The 23,227-nt window shown below is 66.0% G+C and carries 36 protein-coding genes and 7 pseudogenes; 2 read left to right on the top strand and 41 right to left on the bottom strand.

The window, feature by feature from the left end:
• Positions 1 to 70: 70 nt before the first annotated feature.
• The 5 genes from rpsD to infA form a co-directional block, all read right to left on the bottom strand.
• On the bottom strand, positions 71 to 700 hold the full coding sequence (gene rpsD, locus V9E98_11695; protein ID MEI2717630.1) for a 30S ribosomal protein S4: 630 nt from the start codon (positions 698 to 700) through the stop codon (positions 71 to 73).
• An 11-nt stretch (positions 701 to 711) separates the two neighbouring features.
• A complete protein-coding gene (gene rpsK, locus V9E98_11690; protein ID MEI2717629.1) occupies positions 712 to 1,110 on the bottom strand; it encodes a 30S ribosomal protein S11 in 399 nt (132 codons plus the stop codon).
• A 26-nt stretch (positions 1,111 to 1,136) separates the two neighbouring features.
• On the bottom strand, positions 1,137 to 1,511 hold the full coding sequence (gene rpsM / locus V9E98_11685) for a 30S ribosomal protein S13 (protein MEI2717628.1): 375 nt from the start codon (positions 1,509 to 1,511) through the stop codon (positions 1,137 to 1,139).
• 155 nt (positions 1,512 to 1,666) lie between these two features.
• Entirely contained in the window at positions 1,667 to 1,780 is a 114-nt protein-coding gene (gene rpmJ / locus V9E98_11680; protein MEI2717627.1) for a 50S ribosomal protein L36, read from the bottom strand.
• A 15-nt stretch (positions 1,781 to 1,795) separates the two neighbouring features.
• Positions 1,796 to 2,017, bottom strand: a complete 222-nt coding sequence (gene infA, locus V9E98_11675; protein MEI2717626.1) for a translation initiation factor IF-1 — start codon at positions 2,015 to 2,017, stop codon at positions 1,796 to 1,798.
• A 447-nt stretch (positions 2,018 to 2,464) separates the two neighbouring features.
• Here infA and V9E98_11670 point away from each other — a divergent pair, with 447 nt between their 5' ends.
• Positions 2,465 to 3,496, top strand: a complete 1,032-nt coding sequence (locus V9E98_11670) for a hypothetical protein (protein ID MEI2717625.1) — start codon at positions 2,465 to 2,467, stop codon at positions 3,494 to 3,496.
• Here the strand turns inward: V9E98_11670 and map are convergent, their stop codons facing one another.
• The 35 genes and pseudogenes from map to V9E98_11495 all read right to left on the bottom strand — a co-directional run bounded on the left by map (position 3,497) and on the right by V9E98_11495 (position 21,109).
• Positions 3,497 to 4,327: a type I methionyl aminopeptidase gene (gene map / locus V9E98_11665; GenBank protein ID MEI2717624.1), complete on the bottom strand. Its 831-nt coding sequence runs from the start codon at positions 4,325 to 4,327 to the stop codon at positions 3,497 to 3,499.
• 49 nt (positions 4,328 to 4,376) lie between these two features.
• Entirely contained in the window at positions 4,377 to 4,940 is a 564-nt protein-coding gene (locus V9E98_11660) for an adenylate kinase (GenBank protein MEI2717623.1), read from the bottom strand.
• A 116-nt stretch (positions 4,941 to 5,056) separates the two neighbouring features.
• Positions 5,057 to 6,355: a preprotein translocase subunit SecY gene (gene secY / locus V9E98_11655; protein MEI2717622.1), complete on the bottom strand. Its 1,299-nt coding sequence runs from the start codon at positions 6,353 to 6,355 to the stop codon at positions 5,057 to 5,059.
• A gap of 80 nt (positions 6,356 to 6,435) precedes the next feature.
• Positions 6,436 to 6,870: a 50S ribosomal protein L15 gene (gene rplO / locus V9E98_11650; protein ID MEI2717621.1), complete on the bottom strand. Its 435-nt coding sequence runs from the start codon at positions 6,868 to 6,870 to the stop codon at positions 6,436 to 6,438.
• Entirely contained in the window at positions 6,870 to 7,055 is a 186-nt protein-coding gene (rpmD, locus tag V9E98_11645; protein ID MEI2717620.1) for a 50S ribosomal protein L30, read from the bottom strand. Before rpmD ends, rplO begins: the two co-directional genes overlap by 1 nt.
• Positions 7,052 to 7,636: a 30S ribosomal protein S5 gene (rpsE, locus tag V9E98_11640; GenBank protein ID MEI2717619.1), complete on the bottom strand. Its 585-nt coding sequence runs from the start codon at positions 7,634 to 7,636 to the stop codon at positions 7,052 to 7,054. Before rpsE ends, rpmD begins: the two co-directional genes overlap by 4 nt.
• Before the next feature lie 18 nt (positions 7,637 to 7,654).
• Positions 7,655 to 8,035, bottom strand: coding sequence for a 50S ribosomal protein L18 (gene rplR / locus V9E98_11635; protein MEI2717618.1), 381 nt, complete (start codon positions 8,033 to 8,035; stop codon positions 7,655 to 7,657).
• 2 nt (positions 8,036 to 8,037) lie between these two features.
• A complete protein-coding gene (rplF, locus tag V9E98_11630) occupies positions 8,038 to 8,574 on the bottom strand; it encodes a 50S ribosomal protein L6 (GenBank protein MEI2717617.1) in 537 nt (178 codons plus the stop codon).
• 7 nt (positions 8,575 to 8,581) lie between these two features.
• On the bottom strand, positions 8,582 to 8,980 hold the full coding sequence (gene rpsH, locus V9E98_11625) for a 30S ribosomal protein S8 (protein MEI2717616.1): 399 nt from the start codon (positions 8,978 to 8,980) through the stop codon (positions 8,582 to 8,584).
• Between the two features lie 64 nt (positions 8,981 to 9,044).
• Positions 9,045 to 9,230, bottom strand: coding sequence for a type Z 30S ribosomal protein S14 (locus V9E98_11620; protein MEI2717615.1), 186 nt, complete (start codon positions 9,228 to 9,230; stop codon positions 9,045 to 9,047).
• A 4-nt stretch (positions 9,231 to 9,234) separates the two neighbouring features.
• Positions 9,235 to 9,804: a 50S ribosomal protein L5 gene (gene rplE, locus V9E98_11615; protein MEI2717614.1), complete on the bottom strand. Its 570-nt coding sequence runs from the start codon at positions 9,802 to 9,804 to the stop codon at positions 9,235 to 9,237.
• A complete protein-coding gene (gene rplX, locus V9E98_11610; protein ID MEI2717613.1) occupies positions 9,801 to 10,154 on the bottom strand; it encodes a 50S ribosomal protein L24 in 354 nt (117 codons plus the stop codon). Before rplX ends, rplE begins: the two co-directional genes overlap by 4 nt.
• Before the next feature lie 5 nt (positions 10,155 to 10,159).
• Complete coding sequence (gene rplN / locus V9E98_11605) at positions 10,160 to 10,528, bottom strand: 50S ribosomal protein L14 (protein MEI2717612.1); 369 nt, start codon at positions 10,526 to 10,528, stop codon at positions 10,160 to 10,162.
• 46 nt (positions 10,529 to 10,574) lie between these two features.
• Positions 10,575 to 10,871 (bottom strand): 30S ribosomal protein S17, encoded by a 297-nt coding sequence (rpsQ, locus tag V9E98_11600; GenBank protein MEI2717611.1) that lies wholly within the window; start codon positions 10,869 to 10,871, stop codon positions 10,575 to 10,577.
• Positions 10,864 to 11,106, bottom strand: coding sequence for a 50S ribosomal protein L29 (gene rpmC, locus V9E98_11595; protein ID MEI2717610.1), 243 nt, complete (start codon positions 11,104 to 11,106; stop codon positions 10,864 to 10,866). Before rpmC ends, rpsQ begins: the two co-directional genes overlap by 8 nt.
• Positions 11,103 to 11,525, bottom strand: coding sequence for a 50S ribosomal protein L16 (gene rplP / locus V9E98_11590; protein MEI2717609.1), 423 nt, complete (start codon positions 11,523 to 11,525; stop codon positions 11,103 to 11,105). The genes rpmC and rplP overlap by 4 nt, the downstream gene beginning before the upstream one ends.
• 2 nt (positions 11,526 to 11,527) lie before the next feature.
• A complete protein-coding gene (gene rpsC, locus V9E98_11585; protein MEI2717608.1) occupies positions 11,528 to 12,298 on the bottom strand; it encodes a 30S ribosomal protein S3 in 771 nt (256 codons plus the stop codon).
• A 4-nt stretch (positions 12,299 to 12,302) separates the two neighbouring features.
• On the bottom strand, positions 12,303 to 12,668 hold the full coding sequence (rplV, locus tag V9E98_11580; GenBank protein ID MEI2717607.1) for a 50S ribosomal protein L22: 366 nt from the start codon (positions 12,666 to 12,668) through the stop codon (positions 12,303 to 12,305).
• A gap of 48 nt (positions 12,669 to 12,716) precedes the next feature.
• Positions 12,717 to 12,998 carry a 30S ribosomal protein S19 gene (gene rpsS, locus V9E98_11575; protein MEI2717606.1) on the bottom strand — a complete coding sequence of 94 codons (282 nt, stop codon included), beginning with the start codon at positions 12,996 to 12,998 and terminating at the stop codon, positions 12,717 to 12,719.
• 14 nt (positions 12,999 to 13,012) lie between these two features.
• A pseudogene (gene rplB / locus V9E98_11570) lies at positions 13,013 to 13,850 on the bottom strand (50S ribosomal protein L2).
• A gap of 29 nt (positions 13,851 to 13,879) precedes the next feature.
• Positions 13,880 to 14,155 (bottom strand): annotated as a pseudogene (gene rplW, locus V9E98_11565) (50S ribosomal protein L23).
• Positions 14,156 to 14,281: 126 nt separating this feature from the next.
• Positions 14,282 to 14,482, bottom strand: coding sequence for a hypothetical protein (locus V9E98_11560; protein MEI2717605.1), 201 nt, complete (start codon positions 14,480 to 14,482; stop codon positions 14,282 to 14,284).
• 54 nt (positions 14,483 to 14,536) lie between these two features.
• Positions 14,537 to 14,815, bottom strand: a complete 279-nt coding sequence (gene rplD / locus V9E98_11555; protein MEI2717604.1) for a 50S ribosomal protein L4 — start codon at positions 14,813 to 14,815, stop codon at positions 14,537 to 14,539.
• Positions 14,815 to 15,465 (bottom strand): 50S ribosomal protein L3, encoded by a 651-nt coding sequence (rplC, locus tag V9E98_11550; protein MEI2717603.1) that lies wholly within the window; start codon positions 15,463 to 15,465, stop codon positions 14,815 to 14,817. The genes rplD and rplC overlap by 1 nt, the downstream gene beginning before the upstream one ends.
• 12 nt (positions 15,466 to 15,477) lie before the next feature.
• Positions 15,478 to 15,786, bottom strand: coding sequence for a 30S ribosomal protein S10 (rpsJ, locus tag V9E98_11545; GenBank protein MEI2717602.1), 309 nt, complete (start codon positions 15,784 to 15,786; stop codon positions 15,478 to 15,480).
• A 149-nt stretch (positions 15,787 to 15,935) separates the two neighbouring features.
• Positions 15,936 to 17,133, bottom strand: a pseudogene (gene tuf, locus V9E98_11540) (elongation factor Tu).
• A 186-nt stretch (positions 17,134 to 17,319) separates the two neighbouring features.
• The gene (locus V9E98_11535) at positions 17,320 to 17,607 is read right to left on the bottom strand and encodes a hypothetical protein (protein MEI2717601.1); all 288 of its coding nucleotides are present in this window, start codon (positions 17,605 to 17,607) and stop codon (positions 17,320 to 17,322) included.
• Positions 17,608 to 17,768: 161 nt separating this feature from the next.
• Positions 17,769 to 17,873, bottom strand: a pseudogene (locus V9E98_11530) (hypothetical protein).
• A gap of 13 nt (positions 17,874 to 17,886) precedes the next feature.
• Positions 17,887 to 18,393 (bottom strand): annotated as a pseudogene (locus V9E98_11525) (EF-Tu/IF-2/RF-3 family GTPase).
• 45 nt (positions 18,394 to 18,438) lie between these two features.
• On the bottom strand, positions 18,439 to 18,618 hold the full coding sequence (locus V9E98_11520; protein MEI2717600.1) for a hypothetical protein: 180 nt from the start codon (positions 18,616 to 18,618) through the stop codon (positions 18,439 to 18,441).
• A 347-nt stretch (positions 18,619 to 18,965) separates the two neighbouring features.
• Positions 18,966 to 19,304: a GTP-binding protein gene (locus V9E98_11515; protein MEI2717599.1), complete on the bottom strand. Its 339-nt coding sequence runs from the start codon at positions 19,302 to 19,304 to the stop codon at positions 18,966 to 18,968.
• Positions 19,201 to 19,428: pseudogene (locus V9E98_11510) on the bottom strand (GTP-binding protein). The gene V9E98_11515 and the pseudogene V9E98_11510 overlap by 104 nt, the downstream one beginning before the upstream one ends.
• A gap of 35 nt (positions 19,429 to 19,463) precedes the next feature.
• Positions 19,464 to 19,848: pseudogene (gene rpsG / locus V9E98_11505) on the bottom strand (30S ribosomal protein S7).
• 87 nt (positions 19,849 to 19,935) lie between these two features.
• The gene (gene rpsL, locus V9E98_11500) at positions 19,936 to 20,310 is read right to left on the bottom strand and encodes a 30S ribosomal protein S12 (protein ID MEI2717598.1); all 375 of its coding nucleotides are present in this window, start codon (positions 20,308 to 20,310) and stop codon (positions 19,936 to 19,938) included.
• Positions 20,311 to 20,656: 346 nt separating this feature from the next.
• On the bottom strand, positions 20,657 to 21,109 hold the full coding sequence (locus tag V9E98_11495; GenBank protein MEI2717597.1) for a pyridoxamine 5'-phosphate oxidase family protein: 453 nt from the start codon (positions 21,107 to 21,109) through the stop codon (positions 20,657 to 20,659).
• A gap of 161 nt (positions 21,110 to 21,270) precedes the next feature.
• Here V9E98_11495 and V9E98_11490 point away from each other — a divergent pair, with 161 nt between their 5' ends.
• Positions 21,271 to 22,062: an HAD family acid phosphatase gene (locus tag V9E98_11490; GenBank protein MEI2717596.1), complete on the top strand. Its 792-nt coding sequence runs from the start codon at positions 21,271 to 21,273 to the stop codon at positions 22,060 to 22,062.
• 74 nt (positions 22,063 to 22,136) lie between these two features.
• Here the strand turns inward: V9E98_11490 and V9E98_11485 are convergent, their stop codons facing one another.
• Complete coding sequence (locus V9E98_11485; GenBank protein ID MEI2717595.1) at positions 22,137 to 23,087, bottom strand: NAD(P)H-quinone oxidoreductase; 951 nt, start codon at positions 23,085 to 23,087, stop codon at positions 22,137 to 22,139.
• Positions 23,088 to 23,227: the final 140 nt, after the last annotated feature.

Here is a 23,227-nt window from a genome sequence, read left to right as displayed (position 1 = left end):
TCCGGCGCCCGCTATTTGACGCCGTACGAGTTGTCGGTGCCCCCGCGGTTCCGGCCGGGGGCGGCCGGGGTCACTTGGAGTAGAGCTCGACGATGAGCTGCTCCTGAACCTCAGTGTCGATGGCGGCCCTCTCGGGCAGCGAGTGGACGAGGATCCGCAACTGCGTGGGGATGGCCTCGAGCCAGCCTGGGACTTCCCGCAGGCCGGCGTCGTTGATCGCCGCCAGGAAAGGCGTCAGTTCACGAGATGAGGCCTTGACCTCGATGATGTCCGAGGGGCTCACGCGGTAGGACGGGATGTCCACCTTGTGGCCGTTGACGGTGAAGTGGCCGTGACGCACGAGCTGACGGGCCATGTCCCGTGAGGACGCGAATCCGGCCCGGTACACGACATTGTCCAGTCGGCTTTCGAGTAACTGCAGCAGGTTCTCACCGGTCTTGCCGGAGCGACGGGAGGCCTCGGCGAAGTACCCGCGGAACTGCTTTTCGAGGACGCCGTAGATGCGCGCGCACTTCTGCTTCTCACGCATCTGTAGCAGGTACTCGGACTCCTTGGTGCGCCGTGCCTGGCCGTGCATGCCGGGCGGGTACGCCTTGCGCTTCTCGAGTGGACAGTTGTTGATGCACTTGGAGCCCTTGAGGAAGAGCTTGGTCTTCTCCCGACGGCAGCGGCGGCAGTCGGGGCCGGTGTAGCGAGCCATGATTCTCCTGCTCAGACTCGGCGCCGCTTGGGCGGGCGGCAACCATTGTGGGCGACGGGGGTGACATCGGAGATCGAACCGACCTCCAGTCCGGTGGCCTGCAGCGACCGGATCGCGGTCTCACGGCCGCTGCCGGGACCGCGCACGAACACGTCGACCTTGCGCATGCCGTGTTCCATGGCCCGACGGGCAGCGGCTTCAGCCGCCATCTGGGCGGCGAACGGCGTGGACTTGCGGCTTCCCTTGAAGCCGACCTGACCCGACGAGGACCAGGCGATCACGGCACCGGTGGGGTCCGTGATCGAGATGATGGTGTTGTTGAACGTGCTCTTGATGTGCGCATGACCATGCGCGACGTTCTTCTTCTCCTTGCGGCGCACCTTCTTGGCGCCGGGGGACTTGGGAGGCATGTGGTGCGTTCTCTCCTACGGCTGGACTACTTGGCCTTCTTCTTGCCCGCGACTGTCTTGCGCGGGCCCTTGCGGGTGCGGGCGTTGGTGTGCGTCCGCTGACCGCGGACCGGAAGGCCGCGGCGGTGTCGGATCCCCTGGTAGGAGCCGACCTCGACCTTGCGCCGGATGTCAGCTTGAACCTCGCGGCGCAGGTCACCCTCCACCTTGTAGTTCGCTTCGATCCAGTCGCGCAGGGCGACGAGTTCGGCGTCTCCCAGGTCATGGACCCGGATGTCGGGGCTGATCCCGGTGGCCTTCAGGGTGTCCTGGGCGCGGGATCGGCCAATGCCGTGGATGTACGTGAGTGCAACCTCCAGCCGCTTGTCGCGGGGCAGGTCGACACCGACGAGACGTGCCATCGGGCGGTTCCTTACTACTTCGTCGACGGGTCGTCCAGATCACCGATCCCACCGCCCGGTGGGTCTTCGGCCCGTCGGTCCGAAGGTGTCGTCCTGGAACCGGGCACGTTGCCGATTCAGGGGACGGGCGATCTGCTGTGGCGCAGTCCGGGGCGTCAGCCCTGGCGCTGCTTGTGGCGGGGGTTGTCACAGATGACGCGGACGACACCCTTGCGTCGGATGACGCGGCACTTGTCGCACATCGGCTTGACGCTGGGCTTGACCTTCATCTGTTCCGTTTCCTGTCACTTGTAGCGGTAGATGATCCGACCTCGGGTGAGGTCGTACGGGGACAGTTCCACCACAACCCGGTCATCCGGCAGGATTCGGATGTAGTGCATCCGCATCTTGCCGCTGATATGGGCCAACACCTTGTGCCCGTTGTCGAGTTCGACGCGGAACATCGCGTTCGGGAGGGACTCCACAATGGTGCCCTCGAGTTCGATCGCTCCGTCCTTCTTGGCCATACCTCGACTACGTTCCCTTCGATGGTTGCCCGACGGCCCCGGGTGGGACTGTCCACTGCCGCCGGTCCACTGGTTCCCGCCCCGCCCGGCAGGGCGCCCCGCAAAGATCGACCCCGGAAATCCGGGGCCGAAACGGGTGGGTTGGACACAACAGACCGGCTGTCAGTGTAGGGCACACCGGCGCCATTCCCAAAACCCCAAGAAGCGCCCAAGAACCCCCAAGAACCCTCAAGAACCCCCACGAAGGCCAAAAGCGCTCAAACCGCCCGAGTCTTCGCTCGAAGCCCTGAATCGGCCGTGATCCCGATCACTTCCCCACCCGATCGGAGCAACGCCGGGGTTTTCACAAACCCACATCGGGCATCGGGAGAGAACCCGTCCATCGGCGACGGGATCTCGATCGACCTGAGAACCCACCACGGGTGACACCGAAGGGACCATACGCACATGGCTCGCAAGCGAGCGGGGATTCTGGCCGGCGCCGTCAGCGCAGCAGTGGTAAGCACAGCCCTCCCGGGTATCGCGAGTCCAGCCACTGCCTCCGGCCCCCATCAGGGCACCTCCGTCCAACGCTCTGCGGAACAATTGCTGGGCCAGGCCGAACAGGAACTTCGCGCCGCACGGGCCACGGCACGCGCGGTCGAAGAACAAGCCGAAAGCGGCGAGATCGATGCCGCACTGCTCGCCAACCTTCCCACCGACGACCACAACGTTCTCGATCCAGGGACGACCGACATCGAGGTGATCGCCGCCCTGCTCGACCCCGACAACCCGAAGTCAGCACTGCGTACGGCCACCATCACCGAACTGACATCGGCTCGCAGCACCAGCGCGAAGCTCGACGTTCCCGATGCCCCCGTCGTGCTGTCGACTGCGGACCAGGCTCTGGCCGCGGCCCAAGCCCGGGTGTCGGAAGCCCAAGAACGCAAGGAGAGCGCCGAGGCTCTGATCCGTCAGATAGACGGGCAGGCAAAAGGTGACGGGCCGGGTTCACAGAAGCTGGCCGAGTTGTGCGCGGACACCGGAGTCGTGGTGGACATCTGTCAACCGGGGCGCTGGAACGAGGCGCACCTGACTTTCGACAGCGTGGTCATCGGGCGGTATGTCTCCGTCGCGTGGCCAGAGATCCGACGCGTTGGCGGCTACCGCCCCTACGATCCCTATCCCGATCATCCGAGTGGACGTGCGGTCGACATCATGATGCCGAACGCCGGCAAGGGGTCGGATGTCGAGCTCGGCACGACGATCGCGAAGTATTTCCAGGATCATGCCAAGGACTTCGGCATCGAGTACCTGATCTGGCGGCAGCGCATGTGGATCGCCGGCACGGATTCCCGGGACTGGGTCTCAATGAGTGACCGTGGATCCCCCACGGCCAATCACATGGATCATGTGCACATCACCGTCAAGGACGGTCACAGCGGCACCGCCTTCCACATGCTCAAGCAGCAGGCGCAGCGGGCCGCGACGTCAGCCTGATCAACCCCGCTCGCCGGCGGGACTCGGGATTCCTGCTGCGGCGAAGTGCGCGGCTCCCCCGTCGAGCGCCGTCAGGACCCACGGCCCGTCCGCGGTGATGGCGACCGTGTGCTCCCAGTGCGCCGCAAAGGAACGGTCGACGGTGCTCACCGTCCAGTCATCGTCGTGGACGTAGACCTCTTCGCTGCCCAATGTGACCATTGGCTCGATGGCGATCGCCATCCCCGGCCTGAGTTTGGGGCCACGACCTGCGGGGCCGAAGTTCGGCACCGCCGGTTCCATGTGCATCCGCGACCCGATCCCGTGGCCCACATAGTCGCGCAGGATTCCGTAACCTCGTCCGACGCTGCGGACGGTGTCCTCGACGGCCGCCCCCACGTCCCCCAGGCGACCCCCGGGCAAGGCGGCGGACAATCCGGCCCACAGAGCCGCCCGAGTCGTGTCGGACAGTTCGGCGAGGTCGCGGGGCACGGCGCCCACCGCCACCGTGACGGCAGCATCGCCGTGCCAGCCCTCCACGACCGCACCGAAATCGATGGACACCAGGTCACCGGTGCGCAGGACCCGCTCCCCCGGAATCCCGTGCACGACTTCGTCATTGACGGACACACACAGCACTGCGGGATATCCGTGGTACCCGCGGAACGACGAACCGGCATCTCGTCGAGTGAGCACGCTTGCGGCGATCCGATCCAACTCGGCCGTGGTGACGCCATCGACACATGCCTCACCGCAAGCGGTGAGCGCCTCGGCGACAACAAGTCCCGCGCGTCGCATCATCGCGAGTTGTTCTCGGTTCTTGATCTCGATCGCACCGGGGCGTCGGAACATCACACCTCCGGATCGCAATCCCGCCCCCACGTACCGGCGGTTCGATCGGTCAGTCGTTCAGGGCCGCCAGGATCCGGCCGCTGACTTCCTCGATCGAGCCCATGCCGTCGACCTGGCGCAGGATTCCCTGCTCGGCGTACATCCGGGTCAGCGGCTCGGTCTCGGTCGCGTACACCTGCATCCGGCGGCGGATGACATCCTCGGTGTCGTCGGCGCGCCCTTCGACCTGGGCCCGCTTCAGCAGTCGCTGAACCACCTCTTCGGTGTCGGCCGTGATTTCGACTGCCGCGTCGAGAGCGTGACCCCCATCGGACAGGATCCCGTTCAGCTCGGCGACTTGTGGCGCTGTCCGCGGGTACCCGTCCAACAAGAACCCGTTGACCGCGTCGTCGTGACCCAACCGATCGGCCACCATGGCGTTGACCACAGAGTCGGGCACGTACTCGCCCCGGTCCATGAACTCCTTCGCCTGCTGACCCAGATCGGTGCCGTCACCGACATTCCGGCGGAAGATCTCGCCGGTGGAGATGTGGGGAATCCCCAGCTCCTTGGCGATCACAGCAGCTTGGGTTCCCTTGCCCGCCCCAGGCGGGCCCATCAGAACAATGCGCATGCTCGGACCTTATCGGGGCGCCTGCTTCGATTCACCCCGCAGGTGGCAATCGTCCCAGCTGTGTGTTGCGCGCGCCCATGTGACGTCGCGTTCCAGCCACTCATCAAGGCCAACCGTCAGTTCAGGAAGCCCTCGTAGTTGCGCTGCTGCAACTGGGACTCGATCTGCTTCACGGTGTCCAAGCCGACACCGACCATGATGAGCAGGCTGGTGCCGCCGAACACGAAGTTCTGACCGACGCCCAGCCCGCCGAACGCCAACACGGGCAGGACCGCGATGGCAGCCAAGTAGATGGAGCCCGGAGCCGTCAACCGACTCAGGACATAGTCCAGGTACTGGGCGGTCGGCTTGCCCGGGCGGATGCCGGGAATGAATCCGTTGCTCTTGTTGAGATTCTCCGCGACTTCGGTCGGGTTGAACGTGATGGAGACGTAGAAGTAGCAGAAGAAGATGGTCAAGATGGCGAACACCAGCAGGTACAGCCACCCTGTTCCCGTCTGGAAGTTCTGCAGCAGGAACTGCGCCACCGGACCGTCCGATCCGGTCAACTGCACGATCAGCGTGGGCACGAAAAGGATCGACGAAGCGAAGATGACCGGGATGACGCCGGCCATGTTGACCTTCAGCGGAATGTAAGTCGACGCCCCTCCGTAGAACCGTCTGCCCACCTGATTGCGTCCGTGCTGGACCGGGATGCGGCGCTGCGCCTGCTCGACGAACACGACGAGCCCCACGACTGCCACTCCGACGGCCAGAGTGAGCACGAAGGCCAATGTGCCCGAGGCCGCGAGAATCGCCAGGAACTGCTGAGGCATGACGGCGATGATCGACGTGAAGATCAGGATCGACATGCCGTTGCCGATACCGCGGTCCGTGATCAGCTCGCCGATCCACATGACGCATGCCGTACCCGCGGTCATGGTGATCACCATCACGACCATCTGAGCGGCGGACGTGTCCGGGACGATGCTCTCCTGGCAGCCTTGGAACAGTTGCCCGGGCGTGCGCGCGAGAGCCAGGATCGACGCGGACTGCAAGATCGCCAGCCCGATGGTCAGGTAGCGCGTGTACTGCGTGATCTGGGCTTGGCCGGCCTGTCCTTCCTTGCGGAGTTTCTCCAGCCGCGGGATCACCACGGCCAGCAGCTGCAGGATGATCGACGCCGTGATGTACGGCATGATGCCGAGCGCGAAGATGCTGAGTTGCAGCAGCGCCCCGCCGGAGAACAGGTTGATCAGCGAGTACAGGGAGTTTTCCTGGACGACCTCGATGCACCGCTGTACCGCTGTGTAGTCCACGCCGGGAGTCGGAATGACCGAGCCCAGTCGGTAGATCCCGATCATGGCGAGCACGAACAGCAGCTTGCGGCGCAGGTCCGGAGTCCGGAAAGCCGAGACGAAGGCGCTCAGTTGCACCTGGATCCTCCCAAGAATGCTGGCCGCAGATCTGCTCCACCCGGTGACAGGGGCTTCAGGCTATCAAGCCCCCTGACCGCTCAGGCGACGGTGACGGAACCCCCGGCGGCTTCGATCTTCTGCCGGGCCGAGGCGGACGCAGCGGTGACCGTGATGTTGACGGCCACATCGATCGAACCGTTGCCCAGCACCTTGACGGGATGCCCCGCCCGGACGGCGCCTTTGGCCACCAGGTCGTCCGCCGTGACAGACCCTCCCTGGGGGAACAGCGCGGCCAAGCGGTCCACGTTGACCGTCTGGTACTCGGTACGGAACGGATTGGTGAATCCGCGCAGCTTGGGCAGCCGCATGTGCAGGGGCATCTGACCACCCTCGAACGCCGCCGACACCTGGTTGCGTGCCTTGGTGCCCTTGGTACCCCGACCGGCAGTCTTGCCTTTGGAGGCCTCACCGCGACCCTTCCGGGTTTTCTCGGTCTTGGCGCCCGGCGCGGGGCGCAAGTGATGTGCCTTGATCATTCGTCCGTCTCCTCCACGTCGACCAGATGGGCCACCGTGTTCACCATTCCGCGGATCTCGGGGCGATCCGGTTGCACCACTGTGTCACCGATCCGCTTCAGCCCCAAAGAGCGCATGCTGTCGCGCTGAGCCTTGGTGCCTCCGATCAGCGACTTGCGCTGCGTGACCTTCAGCGAGCTCATGACTTGACCTCGGCCATCGCCCGGCGCATCGCCTCCGGAGCCACATCCTCGAGCGGGAGGCCCCGGCGGGCAGCGACCTGCTCGGGACGCTCGAGGCCCTTGAGCGCGGTCACTGTGGCGTGCACGATGTTGATCGCGTTGTCCGACCCCAGTGACTTGCTCAGCACGTCGGCGATGCCCGCGCATTCAAGAACCGCGCGCACGGGTCCGCCTGCGATGACGCCGGTACCGGGCGACGCGGGCCGCAGCAATACGACGCCGGCCGAGTCCTCTCCCACGATGGGGTGCGGGATCGTGCCCTGGATGCGCGGGACGGTGAAGAAGTTCTTCTTGGCCTCTTCGACACCCTTGGCGATCGCGGCCGGGACTTCTTTGGCCTTGCCGTAGCCGACTCCGACCCGACCGTCGCCGTCGCCGACCACGACCAGGGCCGTGAAACTGAACCGGCGGCCGCCCTTGACGACCTTGGCGACACGGTTGATGGCCACCACCCGCTCCAGGTACTGGTTGCGGTCGTCCTTGCCTCCGCGGTCGCGGCGGTCGCGGTTGCGGTCATTGCCGCCTCGTCGCTGCTGTGCCATATCGTCTACTCCCAATGCCTAGAAACTCAGGCCGCCGTCGCGGGCCCCATCGGCCACCGCGGCGATCCGACCGTGGTACTTGTTGCCGCCCCGGTCGAACACGACCGTGTCGACGCCGGCGTCTTTGGCGCGCTGCGCCAGTCGCTCTCCCACCATGCGTGCGACGGCTGTCTTGTCGCCGTCGGCGCTACGCATGTCGGCCTCCATCGTCGAGGCAGAGGCCAAGGTGCGACCCTCGCCGTCGTCCACAACCTGCACGAAGATGTGCCGGGCGGAGCGCGTGACGACCATGCGCGGACGCGTGGCGGTACCGCGGACCTTCTTGCGCACGCGGGTGTGGCGACGCTTGCGCGCCACCCGACTCGCGTCGCCGGAACCCAGTTTGGTCACAACCGGCATGACTACTTCCCTGCCTTTCCGGCCTTGCGGCGGATGACTTCGTCGGCGTACTTGACACCCTTGCCCTTGTAGGGCTCCGGCGGACGCAGCTTGCGGATGTTGGCCGCAACCTCGCCCACCAACTGCTTGTCGATGCCACTGATGTGGAATCGGGTGGGGGTCTCCACCTGGAAGGTGATGCCCTGCGGGGCGTCGACGTTGACCGGGTGGCTGAAGCCGAGTGACAACTCCAGCCCCTGCCCCTTGGCCTGGACCCGGTAGCCGGTTCCGACCAGTTCGAGGGTCTTGGTGTAGCCGTCCGTCACCCCGATGACCATGTTGTTCAACAGGGATCGAGTCAGTCCGTGCAACTGTTTGGCGGACCGTTCGTCGTTGGGGCGGGCGACCTCGAGGATCCCGTCGTCCTGCTTGACGGTGATGGGCTCCGCGACCGTGAGTGAAAGCTCGCCTTTAGGGCCCTTGACGGCAACGTCTTGGCCGTCGATCGACACCATCACCCCGCTGGGGACGGTGATGGGCATGCGTCCGATTCGAGACATGACTACCTCACCACACGTAGGCGAGGACTTCCCCGCCCACCTTGCTCTTGGCGGCCTGGCGCTCGGTGAGCAGCCCGGTCGACGTCGAGATGATCGCCGTCCCCAGACCACCCAGCACCTTGGGCAGCGCGTTGCTCTTGGCGTAGACACGAAGGCCAGGTTTCGAGACACGGCGGATGCCGGCGATCGAACGCTCCCGGGATGGCCCGTACTTCAGCGTCAGGGTCAGAGTCCTACCCACCTCGGCATCGGCGACGTCGAAGCCGGCGATGTATCCCTCCTGCTGGAGGATCTCCGCGATGCCGACCTTCATCTTCGAAGACGGCATACTCACCGACTCGTGATATGCCGAGTTCGCATTGCGCAGACGCGTCAGCATGTCTGCGATCGGGTCTGTCATCGTCATGGCCTCACCGGCCTTCCTCGCCGCGGTTTCCCGCAGGACCTACGGCGTTTGTGGGTGGTTGTGATTACCAGCTGCTCTTGCGGATGCCCGGCAGTTCGCCGCGGTGCGCCATCTCTCGCAGACACACCCGACACAAGCCGAACTTGCGGTACACCGAATGTGGTCGGCCGCAGCGGGTGCAGCGGGTGTATCCGCGCACCTTGAACTTCGGCTTGGCATTCGCCTTGTTGATCAGAGCCTTCTTCGCCATCTGCTCAGTTCTCCTTGAAGGGGAAGCCCAGCAGCCGCAGCAGCGCGCGTCCCTCGTCGTCGTTGGCGGCACTTGTGACCACCGTGATGTCCATCCCTCGGGCCCGATCGACCGAGTCGGCGTCGATCTCGTGGAACATGACCTGCTCGGTCAATCCGAATGTGTAGTTGCCGTGTCCGTCGAACTGCTTCGGCGACAGCCCCCGGAAGTCGCGGATGCGAGGCAGGGCCAGGCTGAGCAGCCGGTCCAGGAACTCCCACATCCGGTCGTTGCGGATGGTCACCTTGGCGCCGATGGGCTGACCCTCCCGCAGCTTGAACTGCGCAATCGACTTCGTCGCCTTGTTGATCTTGGGCCGTTGACCTGTGATCGTCGACAGGTCACGGATTGCGCCCTCGATGAGTTTGGAGTCGCGAGCGGCGTCTCCCACCCCCATGTTGACGACGACCTTCTGCACGGTCGGCACCTGCATCACGTTGGCGAACCCGAACTCCTCAGTGAGCGCGGGCACGATTTCTTCGCGATACCGCTGCTTCAACCGCGGCACGGTCGTGGTGGTTGTTGTCTCGCTCATACTTCCTTGCCCGTCCGCTTGCTGTATCGGACCCGCTTGGTGCCCGTGTAGGTGGACCCGTCAGCGCGCTGCTTCTCGGCTTCCTCGACGCGGAATCCCACTCGCGTGGGGCGGTTGTCCTCGGGGTCGATCAGCATCACGTTCGACACGTGCACCGGGGCCTCTTGGGTCACGATGCCGCCGGTCTTGCCACCACGAGCGGACTGGCCGACCCTGGTGTGCTTCTTGACGCGGTTGACGCCTTCGACGATGACTCGGTCGGAGTCAGCCAGGACCGTCAGAACCTTGCCCTTCAGGCCACGGTCCTTACCGCTGATGACCTGGACCTCGTCGCCAGCGCGGATCGACATCGCCATCACAACACCTCCGGAGCTAGCGAAATGATCTTCATGAACTTCTTGTCGCGCAGTTCGCGCCCGACGGGTCCGAAGATGCGCGTCCCGCGCGGTTCGCCGTCGCCCTTCAGCACGACCGCCGCATTCTCGTCGAAACGGATGTAGGAACCGTCGGGTCGACGACGCTGCTTCTTGGTGCGGACCACAACGGCCTTGACGACCTCGCCCTTCTTGACGTTCCCACCGGGGATCGCGTCCTTGACGGTGCACACGACCACATCGCCGATGCCGGCATACCGCCGCCCGGAGCCGCCGAGCACGCGGATGCACAACAGCTCCTTGGCGCCGGTGTTGTCCGCCACGCGGAGGCGTGACTCCTGCTGGATCATGTCCTTGTCCTTCTCTTGCGCTGCTTGTCGGTCGCCCGGACCGTAACTACTTGGCCTTCTCGAGGATCTCCACCACGCGCCAACGCTTGGTGGCCGACTGTGGTTTGGTCTCCATCAGCAGCACGCGGTCACCCACGCCCGCCTGGTTGCCCTCGTCGTGGGCTTTCAGCCGGCTGGTCCGACGCACGACCTTGCCGTACAGCGGGTGCTTGAACCGGTCCTCGACGGCGACCACGACGGTCTTGTCCATCTTGTCGCTGACCACCAGACCTTCGCGGGTCTTGCGGTAGCCGCGGCTGATTGCATCGTCGGTCTGCGTCACTGCGCTCGTGTCCTCACTCATTCGACTCAGCACCCTCGTCGGTCACGGAGGTGATGCCCAGTTCCCGTTCCCGCAGCACGGTGTAGATGCGGGCGATCTCACGGCGCACGGCCCGAAGCCGGCCGTGGCTCTCCAACTGACCGGTCGCGGACTGGAACCGCAGGTTGAACAGTTCTTCCTTGTGCTCACGCAACTTGGTCTCGAGTTCGTCGTCCTCGAGGTTGCGCAGTTCCGCTGTTTTGGTGGTTGCCATCAGCCTTCACCTGCCACGTCCCGCCGGATGATCCGGCACTTCACGGGGAGTTTGTGCATCGCACGCTCCAGAGCCTCTCGAGCGACCGCCTCGTCGGGGTAACTCAGTTCGAACATGACGCGCCCTGGCTTGACGTTCGCGACCCACCACTCGGGGGATCCCTTGCCGGAACCCATGCGGGTCTCGGCCGGCTTCTTGGTCAGCGGACGGTCGGGATAGATGTTGATCCACACCTTGCCGCCGCGTTTCACGCGCCGGTTGATCGCGATACGCGCCGCCTCGATCTGCCGGTTGGTGATGTAGGCGGGGCCGATGGCCTGCAACCCCCACTCGCCGTTGATCACCTTGGTGCCGCCCTTGGCGTTACCGGTGCGCTTGGGGTGATGCTGCTTACGGTGCTTCACCCGTCGGGGAATCAGCATGTTCAGGCCTCCGTCCCGGTCTGGCCGGCCTCGGCAGGGGCGCCCTGGCGACCCCGGCCGCCGCGCCCGCGATCCGCACCGCGGCGCCGACCCATGAGCTTCTGAGCCTCGGCCTGCTCACGATCGGCGCGGGTCACCGGGGCTTCGCCCTTGTAGATCCACACCTTCACGCCGATGCGACCAAAGGTCGTGTGCGCCTCCGCCAGGCCGTAGTCGATGTTCGCCCGCAGCGTGTGCAGCGGCACCCGCCCCTCTCGGTAGAACTCGGTTCGGCTCATCTCCGCGCCGCCGAGACGACCCGAAACCTGGATCCGAATGCCCTCGGCACCGGCTTTCAGCGTCGACTGGAGCGCCCGGCGCATCGCGCGCCGGAAGGCAACGCGACCCGCCAGCTGCTCGGCCACGGCCTGGGCCACCAGTTGCGCTTCGAGCTCGGGATCCTTGACCTCGAGCACATTGACCTGGACCTGCTTGCCGGTCAACTCCTCCAGTGCCCGCTTCAAGGCGTCGGTCTCCTTGCCGCCGCGCCCGATGACGATGCCCGGGCGGGCAGTGTGAATCCACAACTCGAGGCGACCCTGGGAGCGCTGGATCGTGACCTTGCTGATGGCAGCACGGGGCATCCGGTCAGCGATCAGCCGACGGACCTTGACGTCCTCCTCGACATAGTCGCGGTAACGCTGGCCCGGCTTGTTGCCGTCCGCGTACCAGTTGGAGGCGTAGTCGGCGGTGTAACCCAGCCGGAAGCCATGGGGGTGAATCTTCTGACCCATTGCGTCAGCCCCTCTTCCCGGTCGCATCGACGACCTCGTTCGGCGGTGCCACGACGATGGTGATGTGGCTTGATCGTTTGCGGATGCGGTAGGCGCGGCCCTGCGCCCGCGGACGAATACGTTTCATGGTCGGTCCCTCGTCGACGAACGCAGCAGCCACAACCAGGTCACGGACATCCATGTCGTGGTTGTTGGCGGCGTTGGCCAACGCGCTGTCCAGCACCTTCAGCACCGGCTCGCTGGCGTCCTGCGGTGAGAACTGCAGCACTGCCTGCGCCTCGTCGGTGGGCAGGCCGCGGATGAGGTCCACCACCCGGCGGGCCTTCATCGGCGACACGCGCACCCCGCGTGCCTGTGCCCTGGCTTCCATGACGTTCTCCTATTGCTCTCGCGTCGGCTCGGCTTGTCCTGCGCCGGCTCAGCGCCGGCGCGCCTTGCGGTCGTCCTTCACATGCCCCTTGAACGTGCGCGTGGGCGCGAACTCGCCGAGCTTGTGGCCGATCATGTTCTCGCTGATGAACACCGGCACGTGCTTGCGCCCGTCGTGCACGGCGATCGTGTGCCCGATCATGTCCGGCGTGATCATGGAGCGGCGCGACCAGGTCTTGATGACGCTGTGGCTGCCCTTCTCGTTCTGGGCATCGACCTTCTTCTGCAGGTGCACGTCGACGAACGGCCCCTTCTTCAGGCTGCGTGGCATGTTCCCTCAGTTCCTCAGCGCTTCTTGCCGGACTTGCGGCGACGGACGATGTACTTGTCGCTCGGCTTGCCAGCCTTGCGGGTGCGACCCTCGGGGCGACCATTCGGGTTGACGGGATGACGACCACCGGAGGTCTTGCCCTCACCACCACCGTGTGGATGGTCGACGGGGTTCATGGCCACACCGCGGACGGTGGGGCGCTTGCCCTTCCACCTCATGCGGCCGGCCTTGCCCCAGTTCAGGTTGGACTGCTCAGAGTTGCCGACTTCGCCGACGGTGGCCCGACAGCGTACGTCCACGTTGCGGATCTCGCCCGACGGCATCCGCAGCTGCGCGTAACGCCCCTCGCGGGCCACCAGCTGGACACTCGCGCCGGCGGAGCGGGCGATCTTGGCGCCACCGCCGGGTCGCATCTCGACGGCGTGCACCACGGTGCCGACGGGGATATTGCGCAACGGCAGGTTGTTGCCCGGTTTGATGTCGGCGCTCGGGCCGGTTTCGACCCTGTCTCCCTGCTTCAACCGGTCGGGCGCCAGGATGTACCGCTTCGTGCCATCGGCGAAGTGAAGCAAGCGCGATGCGCGCCGTTCGGTTGGGGTCGTACTCGATGTGCGCGACCTTGGCGTCGATGCCGTCCTTGTCAGCGCGCCGGAAGTCGATCACGCGGTAGGCGCGCTTGTGACCGCCGCCCTTGTGTCGGGTGGTGATCCGGCCGCTGCTGTTGCGGCCACCCTTCTTGGGCAACGGCCGGGTCAGCGACTTCTCCGAAGTGCTACGCGTGACTTCCACGAAGTCGGCCACGCTGGCGCCGCGACGACCAGGGGTCGTGGGCTTGTACCTGCGAATACCCATTGCTGTTGCCTTCCGAAACTCTCGGCCGGTCAGGAGACCGGTCCTCCGAAGATGTCGATGCGGTCACCGGCGCGCGACTGACACGATCGCGCGCTTGGTGTCGGGCCGCTGGCCGTAGCCGGTGCGGGTGCGGACCCGCTTGCCCTGTCGGTTCATGGTGTTCACGGCCGTGACAGTGACCCCGAACACCTGTTCCACGGCGATCTTGATCTCGCGTCTTGTTCGCCGTGCGCGGCACGACGAAGGTGTACTTGTTGGCGTCCAGCAGACCGTAACTCTTCTCGGAGATGACCGGGTGCCAGCAGGACGTCGCGCGGATCCGTTGAGTCTCATGCCTGCTCCTCGGTCTCGGTCGCGGCAGCCTGGGCCGCGGGGGCGCCGCTGCGGTTCGATGAACGCGGCCAGGCCGGCCTTGGTCGAACACGACCCGATCACTGATCACGGCGTCGTAGGCGCTCAGTTGATCGCTGGAGACCAGCATGGATGTTGGCGACGTTGCGCAGCGAACGCCAGGCGTTCTCCTCGTCTCGGGACAGCACCACCAGCAAGCGGCGTTCTTGCGCGAAATCGCCCAGCGTTGCCAGAGCCGCTTTGGTGGATGGCGTGCTCGGCATCGAAGGCGTCGACGACATTGACGCGGTCCTCGCGGGCCCGGTCGGACAAGACCCCGCGCAGGGCGGCGGCTTTCATCTTCTTCGGGGTCCGCTGACTGTAGTCCCGCGGCTGTCGGGCCGTGGGCGGCTACCGCCACCGGCGTATTGGGGGGCGCGGATCGAACCCTGACGGGCCCGGCCGGTTCCCTTCTGCTTGTAGGGCTTGCGGCCGCCGCCGGCGACCTCGCCCCGGGTCTTGGTCTTGTGGTTGCCGGTGCGAGCCGCGGCCAACTGAGCCACGACCACCTGGTGGATCAGCGGCACATTGGTCTGTACGTCGAAGATCTCGGGGGGAAGTTGGACCGATGACATCAGACTGATCCCTTCTTCGCCTCGCGGATGAAGACGATCGAGCCATCGGAACCCGGCAGGGCTCCGCGGATCAACAGGACGCCGTTGTCGTGGTCCACGCGCTCGACCGTCAGGTTCAAAGTGGTCTGGCGATCGCCACCCATACGGCCGGCCATGCGCAGGCCCTTGAACACCCGGCCCGGCGTGGCGCAGCCACCGATCGAACCAGGCGACCGGTGCTTGCGCTGCACACCGTGGGAGGCGCGCAGACCGTGGAAGCCATGCCGCTTCATGACGCCGGCGTAGCCCTTGCCCTTGGTGGTTCCGGTGACGTCGACCCGGGCTCCCGGTTCGAAGACAGTCACGTCGAACTCCTGGCCGACTGTGACCTCGCTGGCAGCGTCCGTGCGCAGTTCGACGAGATGCCGACGCGGGTGTGACGCCCGGCCTTGGCGAAGTGCCCCGCCATCGGCTTGTTCACCTTGCGTGGGATCGATCTGCCCGTAGCCCAGTTGGACGGCCGAGTAGCCGTCGGACTCCGGCGTGCGGACCTGAGTGACGACGCACGGGCCCGCCTTGACGACGGTGACGGGGACGACCTTGTTGTTCTCGTCCCAGATCTGGGTCATCCCGAGCTTCGTGCCCAGGAGTCCTTTCACTGCGGTACTCATCGGAAGTCGTCCTCAGCCCTTGATCTCGATCGCGACGCCGGAGGGCAGGTCGAGACGCATGAGGGCGTCGACCGTCTTCGGGGTGGGGTCGATGATGTCGATCAGCCGCTTGTGCGTGCGCATCTCGAAATGCTCGCGGCTGTCCTTGTACTTGTGGGGCGACCGGATCACGCAGTACACGTTCTTCTCGGTCGGCAGCGGCACGGGACCCGCGACGCGGGCGCCGGTGCGGGTCGCCGTCTCGACGATCCGGCGGGCCGACTTGTCGATCACGTCGTGGTCGTAGGCCTTCAGCCGGATGCGGATCTTCTGTTCCGCCATGTGCCTGCGTGTCCTTTGCTTCAGTCTCTTCTGGAACTCATTCAGTTGCTGCCCTGGACGGCTGACGCCGTTCCGGAGCAACTTTCAGTCGCTGCTCGATCGTGTGCCGGGTGGTGACGTGGAGCGCCACCACCCGGCAGAACGAGGTCTTACTCGAGGACCTTGGTCACCTGGCCGGCGCCCACGGTGCGGCCACCCTCGCGGATGGCGAACCGCAGACCCTCGTCCATGGCGACGGGCTGGATCAGTTCGCACGGTCATCGCGGTGTCGTCACCGGGGATGACCATCTCCTTGTCCTCGGGCAGCGTGACCACACCGGTCACGTCCGTGGTGCGGAAGTAGAACTGCGGCCGGTAGGAGTTGAAGAACGGCGTGTGCCGGCCACCCTCGTCCTTGGACAGGATGTAGACCTGCGCCTCGAACTGGGTGTGGGGCGTGGTGGTGCCGGGCTTGACGACAACCTGGCCGCGCTCGACGTCTTCACGCTTCGTGCCACGCAGGAGCAGTCCGACGTTCTCGCCGGCCTGACCCTCGTCCAGCAGCTTCCGGAACATCTCGACGCCGGTCACTGTCGTGCGCTGCGAGTCGGGACGGATGCCGACGATCTCGACCTCTTCGTTGACCTTGACGATGCCGCGCTCGATACGACCGGTGACGACGGTGCCGCGACCGGTGATCGTGAACACGTCCTCGATCAGGCATGAGGAACGGCTTGTCCATCTCGCGCTCGGGCGTGGGGATGCACTCGTCCACCGCGTTCATCAGTTCGAGGATCGACTCGCCCCACTTCTCGTCGCCCTGCAGGGCGGGAGCAGGCGGCGACCTTGATGACGGGGATGTCGTCGCCGGGGAACTCGTAGCTCGCTGAGCAGTTCGCGGACCTCGAGCTCGACGAGCTCGAGGATCTCCTCGTCATCGACCATGTCGCACTTGTTGAGCGCGACGACGATCGCGGGCACGCCGACCTGGCGGGCCAGGAGCACGTGCTCCTTGGTCTGCGGCATCGGGCCGTCGGTGGCGGCCACGACCAGGATCGCGCCGTCCATCTGGGCGGCGCCCGTGATCATGTTCTTGATGTAGTCGGCGTGACCGGGGCAGTCGACGTGGGCGTAGTGCCGCGCCTCGGTCTGGTACTCGACGTGAGCGATCGAGATGGTGATACCGCGCTGCCGCTCCTCGGGAGCCTTGTCGATCTCGTCGAACGGCGTGAACGGGTTGATGTCGGGGTACTTGTCGTGCAGAACCTTGGTGATGGCCGCGGTCAGCGTCGTCTTACCGTGGTCGATGTGACCGATGGTGCCGATGTTGACGTGCGGCTTGGTCCGCTCGAACTTCGCCTTCGCCACTGGGGTCCTCCTTGACCTCGTGCGCTTGTATGACTTCCGGCCGATCCTCTTCCGGACTGGAGCCAGGCTGATGCTGTCTTCGTCCTTGTGCCCCGATCGGTGGCGGTCTACGCCCTCGACGGGGTGTTCAGTTGTCGTTCAGTTGTCTCGGATCACCCAATCAGCCCGGTGCGGCCGCCCGGAGATTCATTCCCCGCGGGCCTTGGCGATGATTTCCTCGGCGACGCTGTTGGGGACCTGGTTGTAGGAGTCGAACTGCATCGAGTACGCGGCCCGGCCCTGCGTCTTGGAGCGCAGGTCGCCGACGTAACCGAACATCTCCGACAAGGGGACGAGGGCCTTGACGACTCGGGCCCCGGCTCGCTCGTCCATGGACTGGACCAGGCCACGGCGGGAGTTCAGGTCGCCGATCACCTCGCCGAGGAAGTCCTCGGGGGTGGTGACCTCGACGGCCATCATGGGCTCCAGCAGCACCGGGCCGGCCCGGCGGGCGGCCTTCCTTGAAAGCCATCGAGCCGGCGATCTTGAACGCCAACTCCGACGAGTCCACGTCGTGGTAGGCGCCGTCCAGCAAGTGTCACTTTGACGTCCACCATGGGGTAGCCGGCGAGCACGCCGAACTCCATCGCGTCCTGGCAACCGGCGTCGACACTGGGGATGTACTCGCGCGGGATGCGACCGCCGGTGACCTTGTTCGCGAACTCGTAGCCGCCGTCGCCCTCGCCGCCGGTCGGCTCGATGGTCGATGATCACGCGGCCGAACTGGCCCGAGCCACCGGTCTGCTTCTTGTGGGTGTACTCGACCTTGTCGACCTTCTTGGTGATCGTCTCGCGGTAGGCGACCTGCGGCTTGCCGACGTTGGCCTCGACCTTGAACTCGCGGCGCATGCGGTCGACCAGCACCTCGAGGTGCAGCTCGCCCATGCCCGCGATGATCGTCTGGCCGGTCTCCTCGTCGGTCCGCACCTGGAAGGTGGGATCCTCCTCGGCGAGCCGCTGGATCGCGGTGGCGAGCTTGTCCTGGTCGGACTTGGTCTTCGGCTCGATCGCGACGTGGATGACCGGCGCCGGGAACGTCATGGACTCGAGCGTGATGGGGTTGCCCGGGTCGCACAGCGTCTCGCCGGTGGTGGTCATCTTCAGACCCATGACGGCGACGATCTCGCCGGCGCCGACCGAGTCGATCTCCTCGCGCTTGTTCGCGTGCATCCGGTAGATCTTGCCGATGCGCTCCTTCTTGTCCTTGCTCGCGTTGAGCACGTGGCTGCCCGCCGGTCAGGGTTCCGGAGTAGACGCGCAGGTAGGTCAACTTGCCCAGGTGCGGGTCGGACATGATCTTGAACGCCAAGCGCCGACAAGCGGCGCATCGCTCTTGGGTTCGCGGGTGAGGATGACCTCTTCGTCGCCAACCTTGTGACCCTCGATGGCGCCGACGTCCAGCGGTGACGGCAGGTAGTCGACGACCGCGTCCAGCAGGGGCTGCACGCCCTTGTTCTTGAACGCCGTCCCGCACAGAACCGGGCGTCAGAGCGCATCGGCCAGCGTGGCCCGACGGATCGCCGCCTTGAGTTCCGCGACGGTGGGCTCTTCGCCCTTCGAGGTACTTCTCCATCATCTCGTCGTCGGCCTCGCCGATCGTCTCGAGCAGCCGGTCGCGCCATTCGCTGGGCGATCTCGGTGTGGGTGCTCGGGGATCTCCTCGACGTTGTAGTCCTCGCCCATCTTGGTGTCCTCGGGCCAGACGAGGGCCTTCATCTGGACCAGGTCGACGACGCCGCGGAAGTCGAGTCTCGGCGCCGATCGGCAGCTGCAGGACGAGCGGCACGTGGCGTTCAGGCGGCTTGATCGATCATGTCGACGCAGCGGAAGAACTCGGCGCCGGTGCGGTCCAGCTTGTTGACGAAGCAGATGCGGGGAACGTTGTAGCGGTCGGCCTGGCGCCACACGGTCTCGGACTGCGGCTCGACACCGGCAACGCCGTCGAAGACCGCGACGGCACCGTCGAGAACCCGCAGCGAACGCTCGACCTCGACGGTGAAGTCGACGTGGCCCGGGCGTGTCGATGATGTTGATCTGGTGGTCGTTCCAGTGACAGGTCGTCGCGGCCGACGTGATCGTGATGCCGCGCTCCTGCTCCTGCTCCATCCAGTCCATGGTGGCTGCGCCCTCATGGACCTCACCGATCTTGTAGTTGATGCCCGTGTAGAACAGGATCCGCTCAGTCGTCGTGGTCTTGCCGGCGTCGATGTGAGCCATGATCCCGATGTTGCGGACATCGGCCAGATCAGTTGACACGTCAGCTACTCCGTCAGTCTCTTGGTGGTCTGGGATTACCAGCGGTAGTGGGCGAAGGCCTTGTTGGCTTCGGCCATCTTGTGGGTGTCCTCGCGCTTCTTCACCGCGGCGCCGAGGCCGTTGGACGCGTCGAGGATCTCGTTCATGAGGCGCTCGGTCATGGTGCGCTCGCGACGCTGCCGCGAGTAGCCGATGAGCCAGCGCAGGGCCAGCGTCGTGGAGCGGCCCTGGACGCACCTCGACGGGGACCTGGTAGGTGGCGCCGCCGACCCGGCGGGAGCGGACCTCGAGAGTCGGCTTGACGTTGTCGATGGCGCGGCGCAGGGTGGTCACGGGATCGACGTCGGTCTTGGCGCGGGTGCCCTCGAGTGCGCCGTACACGATGCGCTGCGCGGTCGAACGCTTGCCGTCGAGCAGCACCTTGTTGACCAGCTGGGTCACCAGCGGGCGAGTCGTAGACGGGATCGGCGACGATGCGGCGCTTCTCGGCGGGTCCTTTGCGAGGCATCAGCCCTTCTCCTTCTTCGCTCCGTAGCGGCTGCGGGCCTGCTTGCGGTTCTTGACGCCCTGGGTGTCCAACGAGCCACGCACGATCTTGTAGCGCACGCCGGGCAGGTCCTTCACACGACCACCGCGGACGAGCACGATCGAGTGCTCCTGCAGGTTGTGCCCCACGCCGGGGATGTAGGCGGTGACCTCGATGCCCGAGGACAGGCGCACACGGGCGACCTTGCGCAGTGCCGAGTTCGGCTTCTTCGGCGTGGTCGTGTAGACGCGGGTGCAGACACCACGGCGCTGGGGGCTGCCCTTCAGCGCGGGCGTCTTGTTCTTCGCGACCTTGTCCTCGCGGCCCTTGCGGACCAGCTGCTGGATTGTGGGCACCTGTTCTCCAGTCTCGGCTTCGTGTCGTGCTCGGGCGCACCGGACCTGATGTCCGATTTGCCCCACCCCCGAGGTCGGGTGTGTCGCACCGCCGGGCGGCAGCACGACGCGAATCCGAATCGTGTGGTGGAACCTCCGGGCCTGTCTGTCGCCCGCGGGGTACGGTGTGCCCGTACCACTCGCGACCCAAACGACTGACGTGGTCCCGAAGTCGTGCTCGGCAGGACGCCAGGCACGGCTTCCAACCATAGCCAACGATGCCCGCTTCGGTCAAAGCGGCCCCTCAGGGCCCACCGACCCGCCGATCTACCCGCCGATCTTGACGCGCAACCTGTACCCCCGAGCCTCAACCGCGCAGCATGGTCTCCCGACCGATGTCCGGGCGCCACAGCTGGATCCGCAGCGCCTGCGCGTCCTCGCTGAGACCGGTGAACACCACGCTGGTGAGTTCGATGCGGAACCGCCCGCCGCCCGCGGGATAGCCCTCGGGGGTCGCCACCGGCTGCGCACGGCCCGAGAACTTCGCCTCACCCATCCATTGAGTCTCGCTCTCCGGGTCGACCGTGGGACTGTGCACGGCCACTCGGGGGTCCCCCAACACATCACGAAGTTTCATTGAACCGGCCATCATGCCGAGGAACACATCGCCGCCGTCGAACTCGACCTCGGTACCACTGATCCGAGGAGCTCCGTCCCGCCGCAGGGTCGCCAGGGTGCAGTGTTTGCGCACCGCGAACGCGGCTCTCACCTGCTCGGCCATGTCGGGGGCATCCGATTCGAAGTCACGCCAGCTGACCACGTCCACACGGTGGCAGACACGAGCACACCCGGCAACCGATGGAGGGCGGGCGCCGACCCGGCCCGGTGAATCGGAGAAGATGGCGGCATGGCGATGAGGACGCACGAAAGGGAACGACTCGAGCAGCCTGACCAGCCGAGTCCGCGCAGCAGGAAGGGGGCGTGAGGTTCCGGCCGGCTGAGGTGATCGTGTCCTGCTTGGCCCTGTCCCTGACCGTGCTGTCCTCCGCCGAGGCAACCGTCGTGCCGCTGGACCCGGGTGCGGTTGCCGCCGGGCGCCCGCTCGTGTGGACGACTCAGAATCTGCCGTCGTTGGGGTCCACTGAGCCGTACGACGCGGGTCCCGGATTCGCCGCCCAGATCGAGAACCTGTATCGATCCGGGCGGGTCCGGCGCCTGCAGCGACAGATCGCTTCGGCCGCGGCCAGGGCCATCCGTCAGGACATCGGGACCCGGTGCGCCATGAGTGGGCGGGGCTTCCCCGGGGCCGGTGGCTGCCGGGACCTGGTGGTCTTCGACATCGATGACACCCTGCTGAACAACTTCGAACTGTACGCGGGCAACCATCCCGCCTTTTCCTATGACGACGCCCGACAGACGCGATGGGTCGAGCAATGCCGGACCCCAGCAAACCGCCCGGTCCGTCGGCTGTTCCGGCGGTTGCAGCACGACGGCGTTCCCGTCGCACTGGTGGCTGGTCGTCCTGGTGACCAGCGGGCTGCCACGCGGCGATGCCTCAGGCTGCGGGGCATCGACGGTTGGCGATTCCTGATCCTGCGTGATACCCGCACGGCCGACCTGCCCGCTGCCCGCTTCAAGGCGATGGCCCGCGCGCACATCCAGGCTCGCGGATACCGGATCGTCGCCAGCATCGGGGACCAGGTGAGCGACATGTCGCACGGTCACCTGCGCCGCGGATTCCTCTTGCCCAATCCGATGTATTACCTGCCCTGAGGTCGGTCTCGGACCGTACGCAGTCCGGGCACCGGCTCCGCCCTTCGACCGGGGCTGACGATGCCTCGACGGCTTCAGACGGTGAGCAGGATCTTTCCGACATGGGCGCTGTCTGCCATCAACTGATGGGCAACCGCGACATCGGCCAGTGGCAGCACCCGGTCGATCACCGGCCGGATCTCCCCTGCGGCGATGAGCGGCCAGACGTCGGCCACGACCCTGCGGCAGATGTCGGCTTTCTCCTCGGCCGGCCGGGAGCGCAGGGAGGTGGCCATGATCGATGCCCGCTTCATCAGCAGTTTGTTGAGGTTGAGTTCGGCCTTGATTCCGCCCTGCAGGCCGATGACCACGAGACGACCCCCGACTGCCAGGGCGGCGAGGTTGGCACCAAGGTACTTCGCCCCCATGACATCGAGGATGACATCGGCGCCACGACCGTCGGTGGCTTTCTTCATCTCGGCGGTGAAGTCCTGCTCGCGATAGTCGATGAGCACCTCGGCACCCAACTCGGCGCAGCGAGCCAGTTTTGCGGCACTGCCGGCGGTGACCGCCACCCGGGCGCCGATTGCGCGCGCCCATTGGATGGCGAAGGTGCCTATCCCCCCTGTCCCGCCATGGATCAGGACCCACTCCCCCACCTGTAGCCCAGCCACCATCGCGAGGTTCGAGTAGACCGTGCACGCGACCTCCGGCAGCCCGGCGGCCGAGATGAGATCGATGCCGTCGGGCAGTGGCATCACCTGCCCCACCGGTACCGAGACCCGCTGCGCGTACCCGCCACCGGTGAGCAGTGCGCACACGGGGGTACCGGGCCGCCACGGACCGGCGCCGGAGCGGACCCGACCGCTGCATTCGAGTCCGAGGATCGGCGAGGCACCGGCGGGTGGCGGATAGAAGCCCTGCCGCTGCAGAAGGTCGGCCCGGTTGACCCCGGCGGCCGCGACAGCAAGCAGGATCTCGTCGGCACTTGCTTGCGGGTCAGGGACAGCGTCGACGCGCAAGACCTCGGGGTCCGCCGGAGCCAGTGGTGATTACGGCTTCCATGACCGTGAATCTAGCGCCCCAACGGGACGCCCTTTCGTCGGTTCCCACTCCGAGGCGTGAGCAGCCGCCACCGAATAGCGACTCCCAGAGCGCCCACACCCACTGTCACAGATCAAGGCTA

The organism is Candidatus Nanopelagicales bacterium (assembly GCA_037045355.1).
Lineage (GTDB): Bacteria > Actinomycetota > Actinomycetes > S36-B12.
Note: the sequence above shows the minus strand (reverse complement) of the source record. Positions and strands in the feature narration are given on the sequence as shown.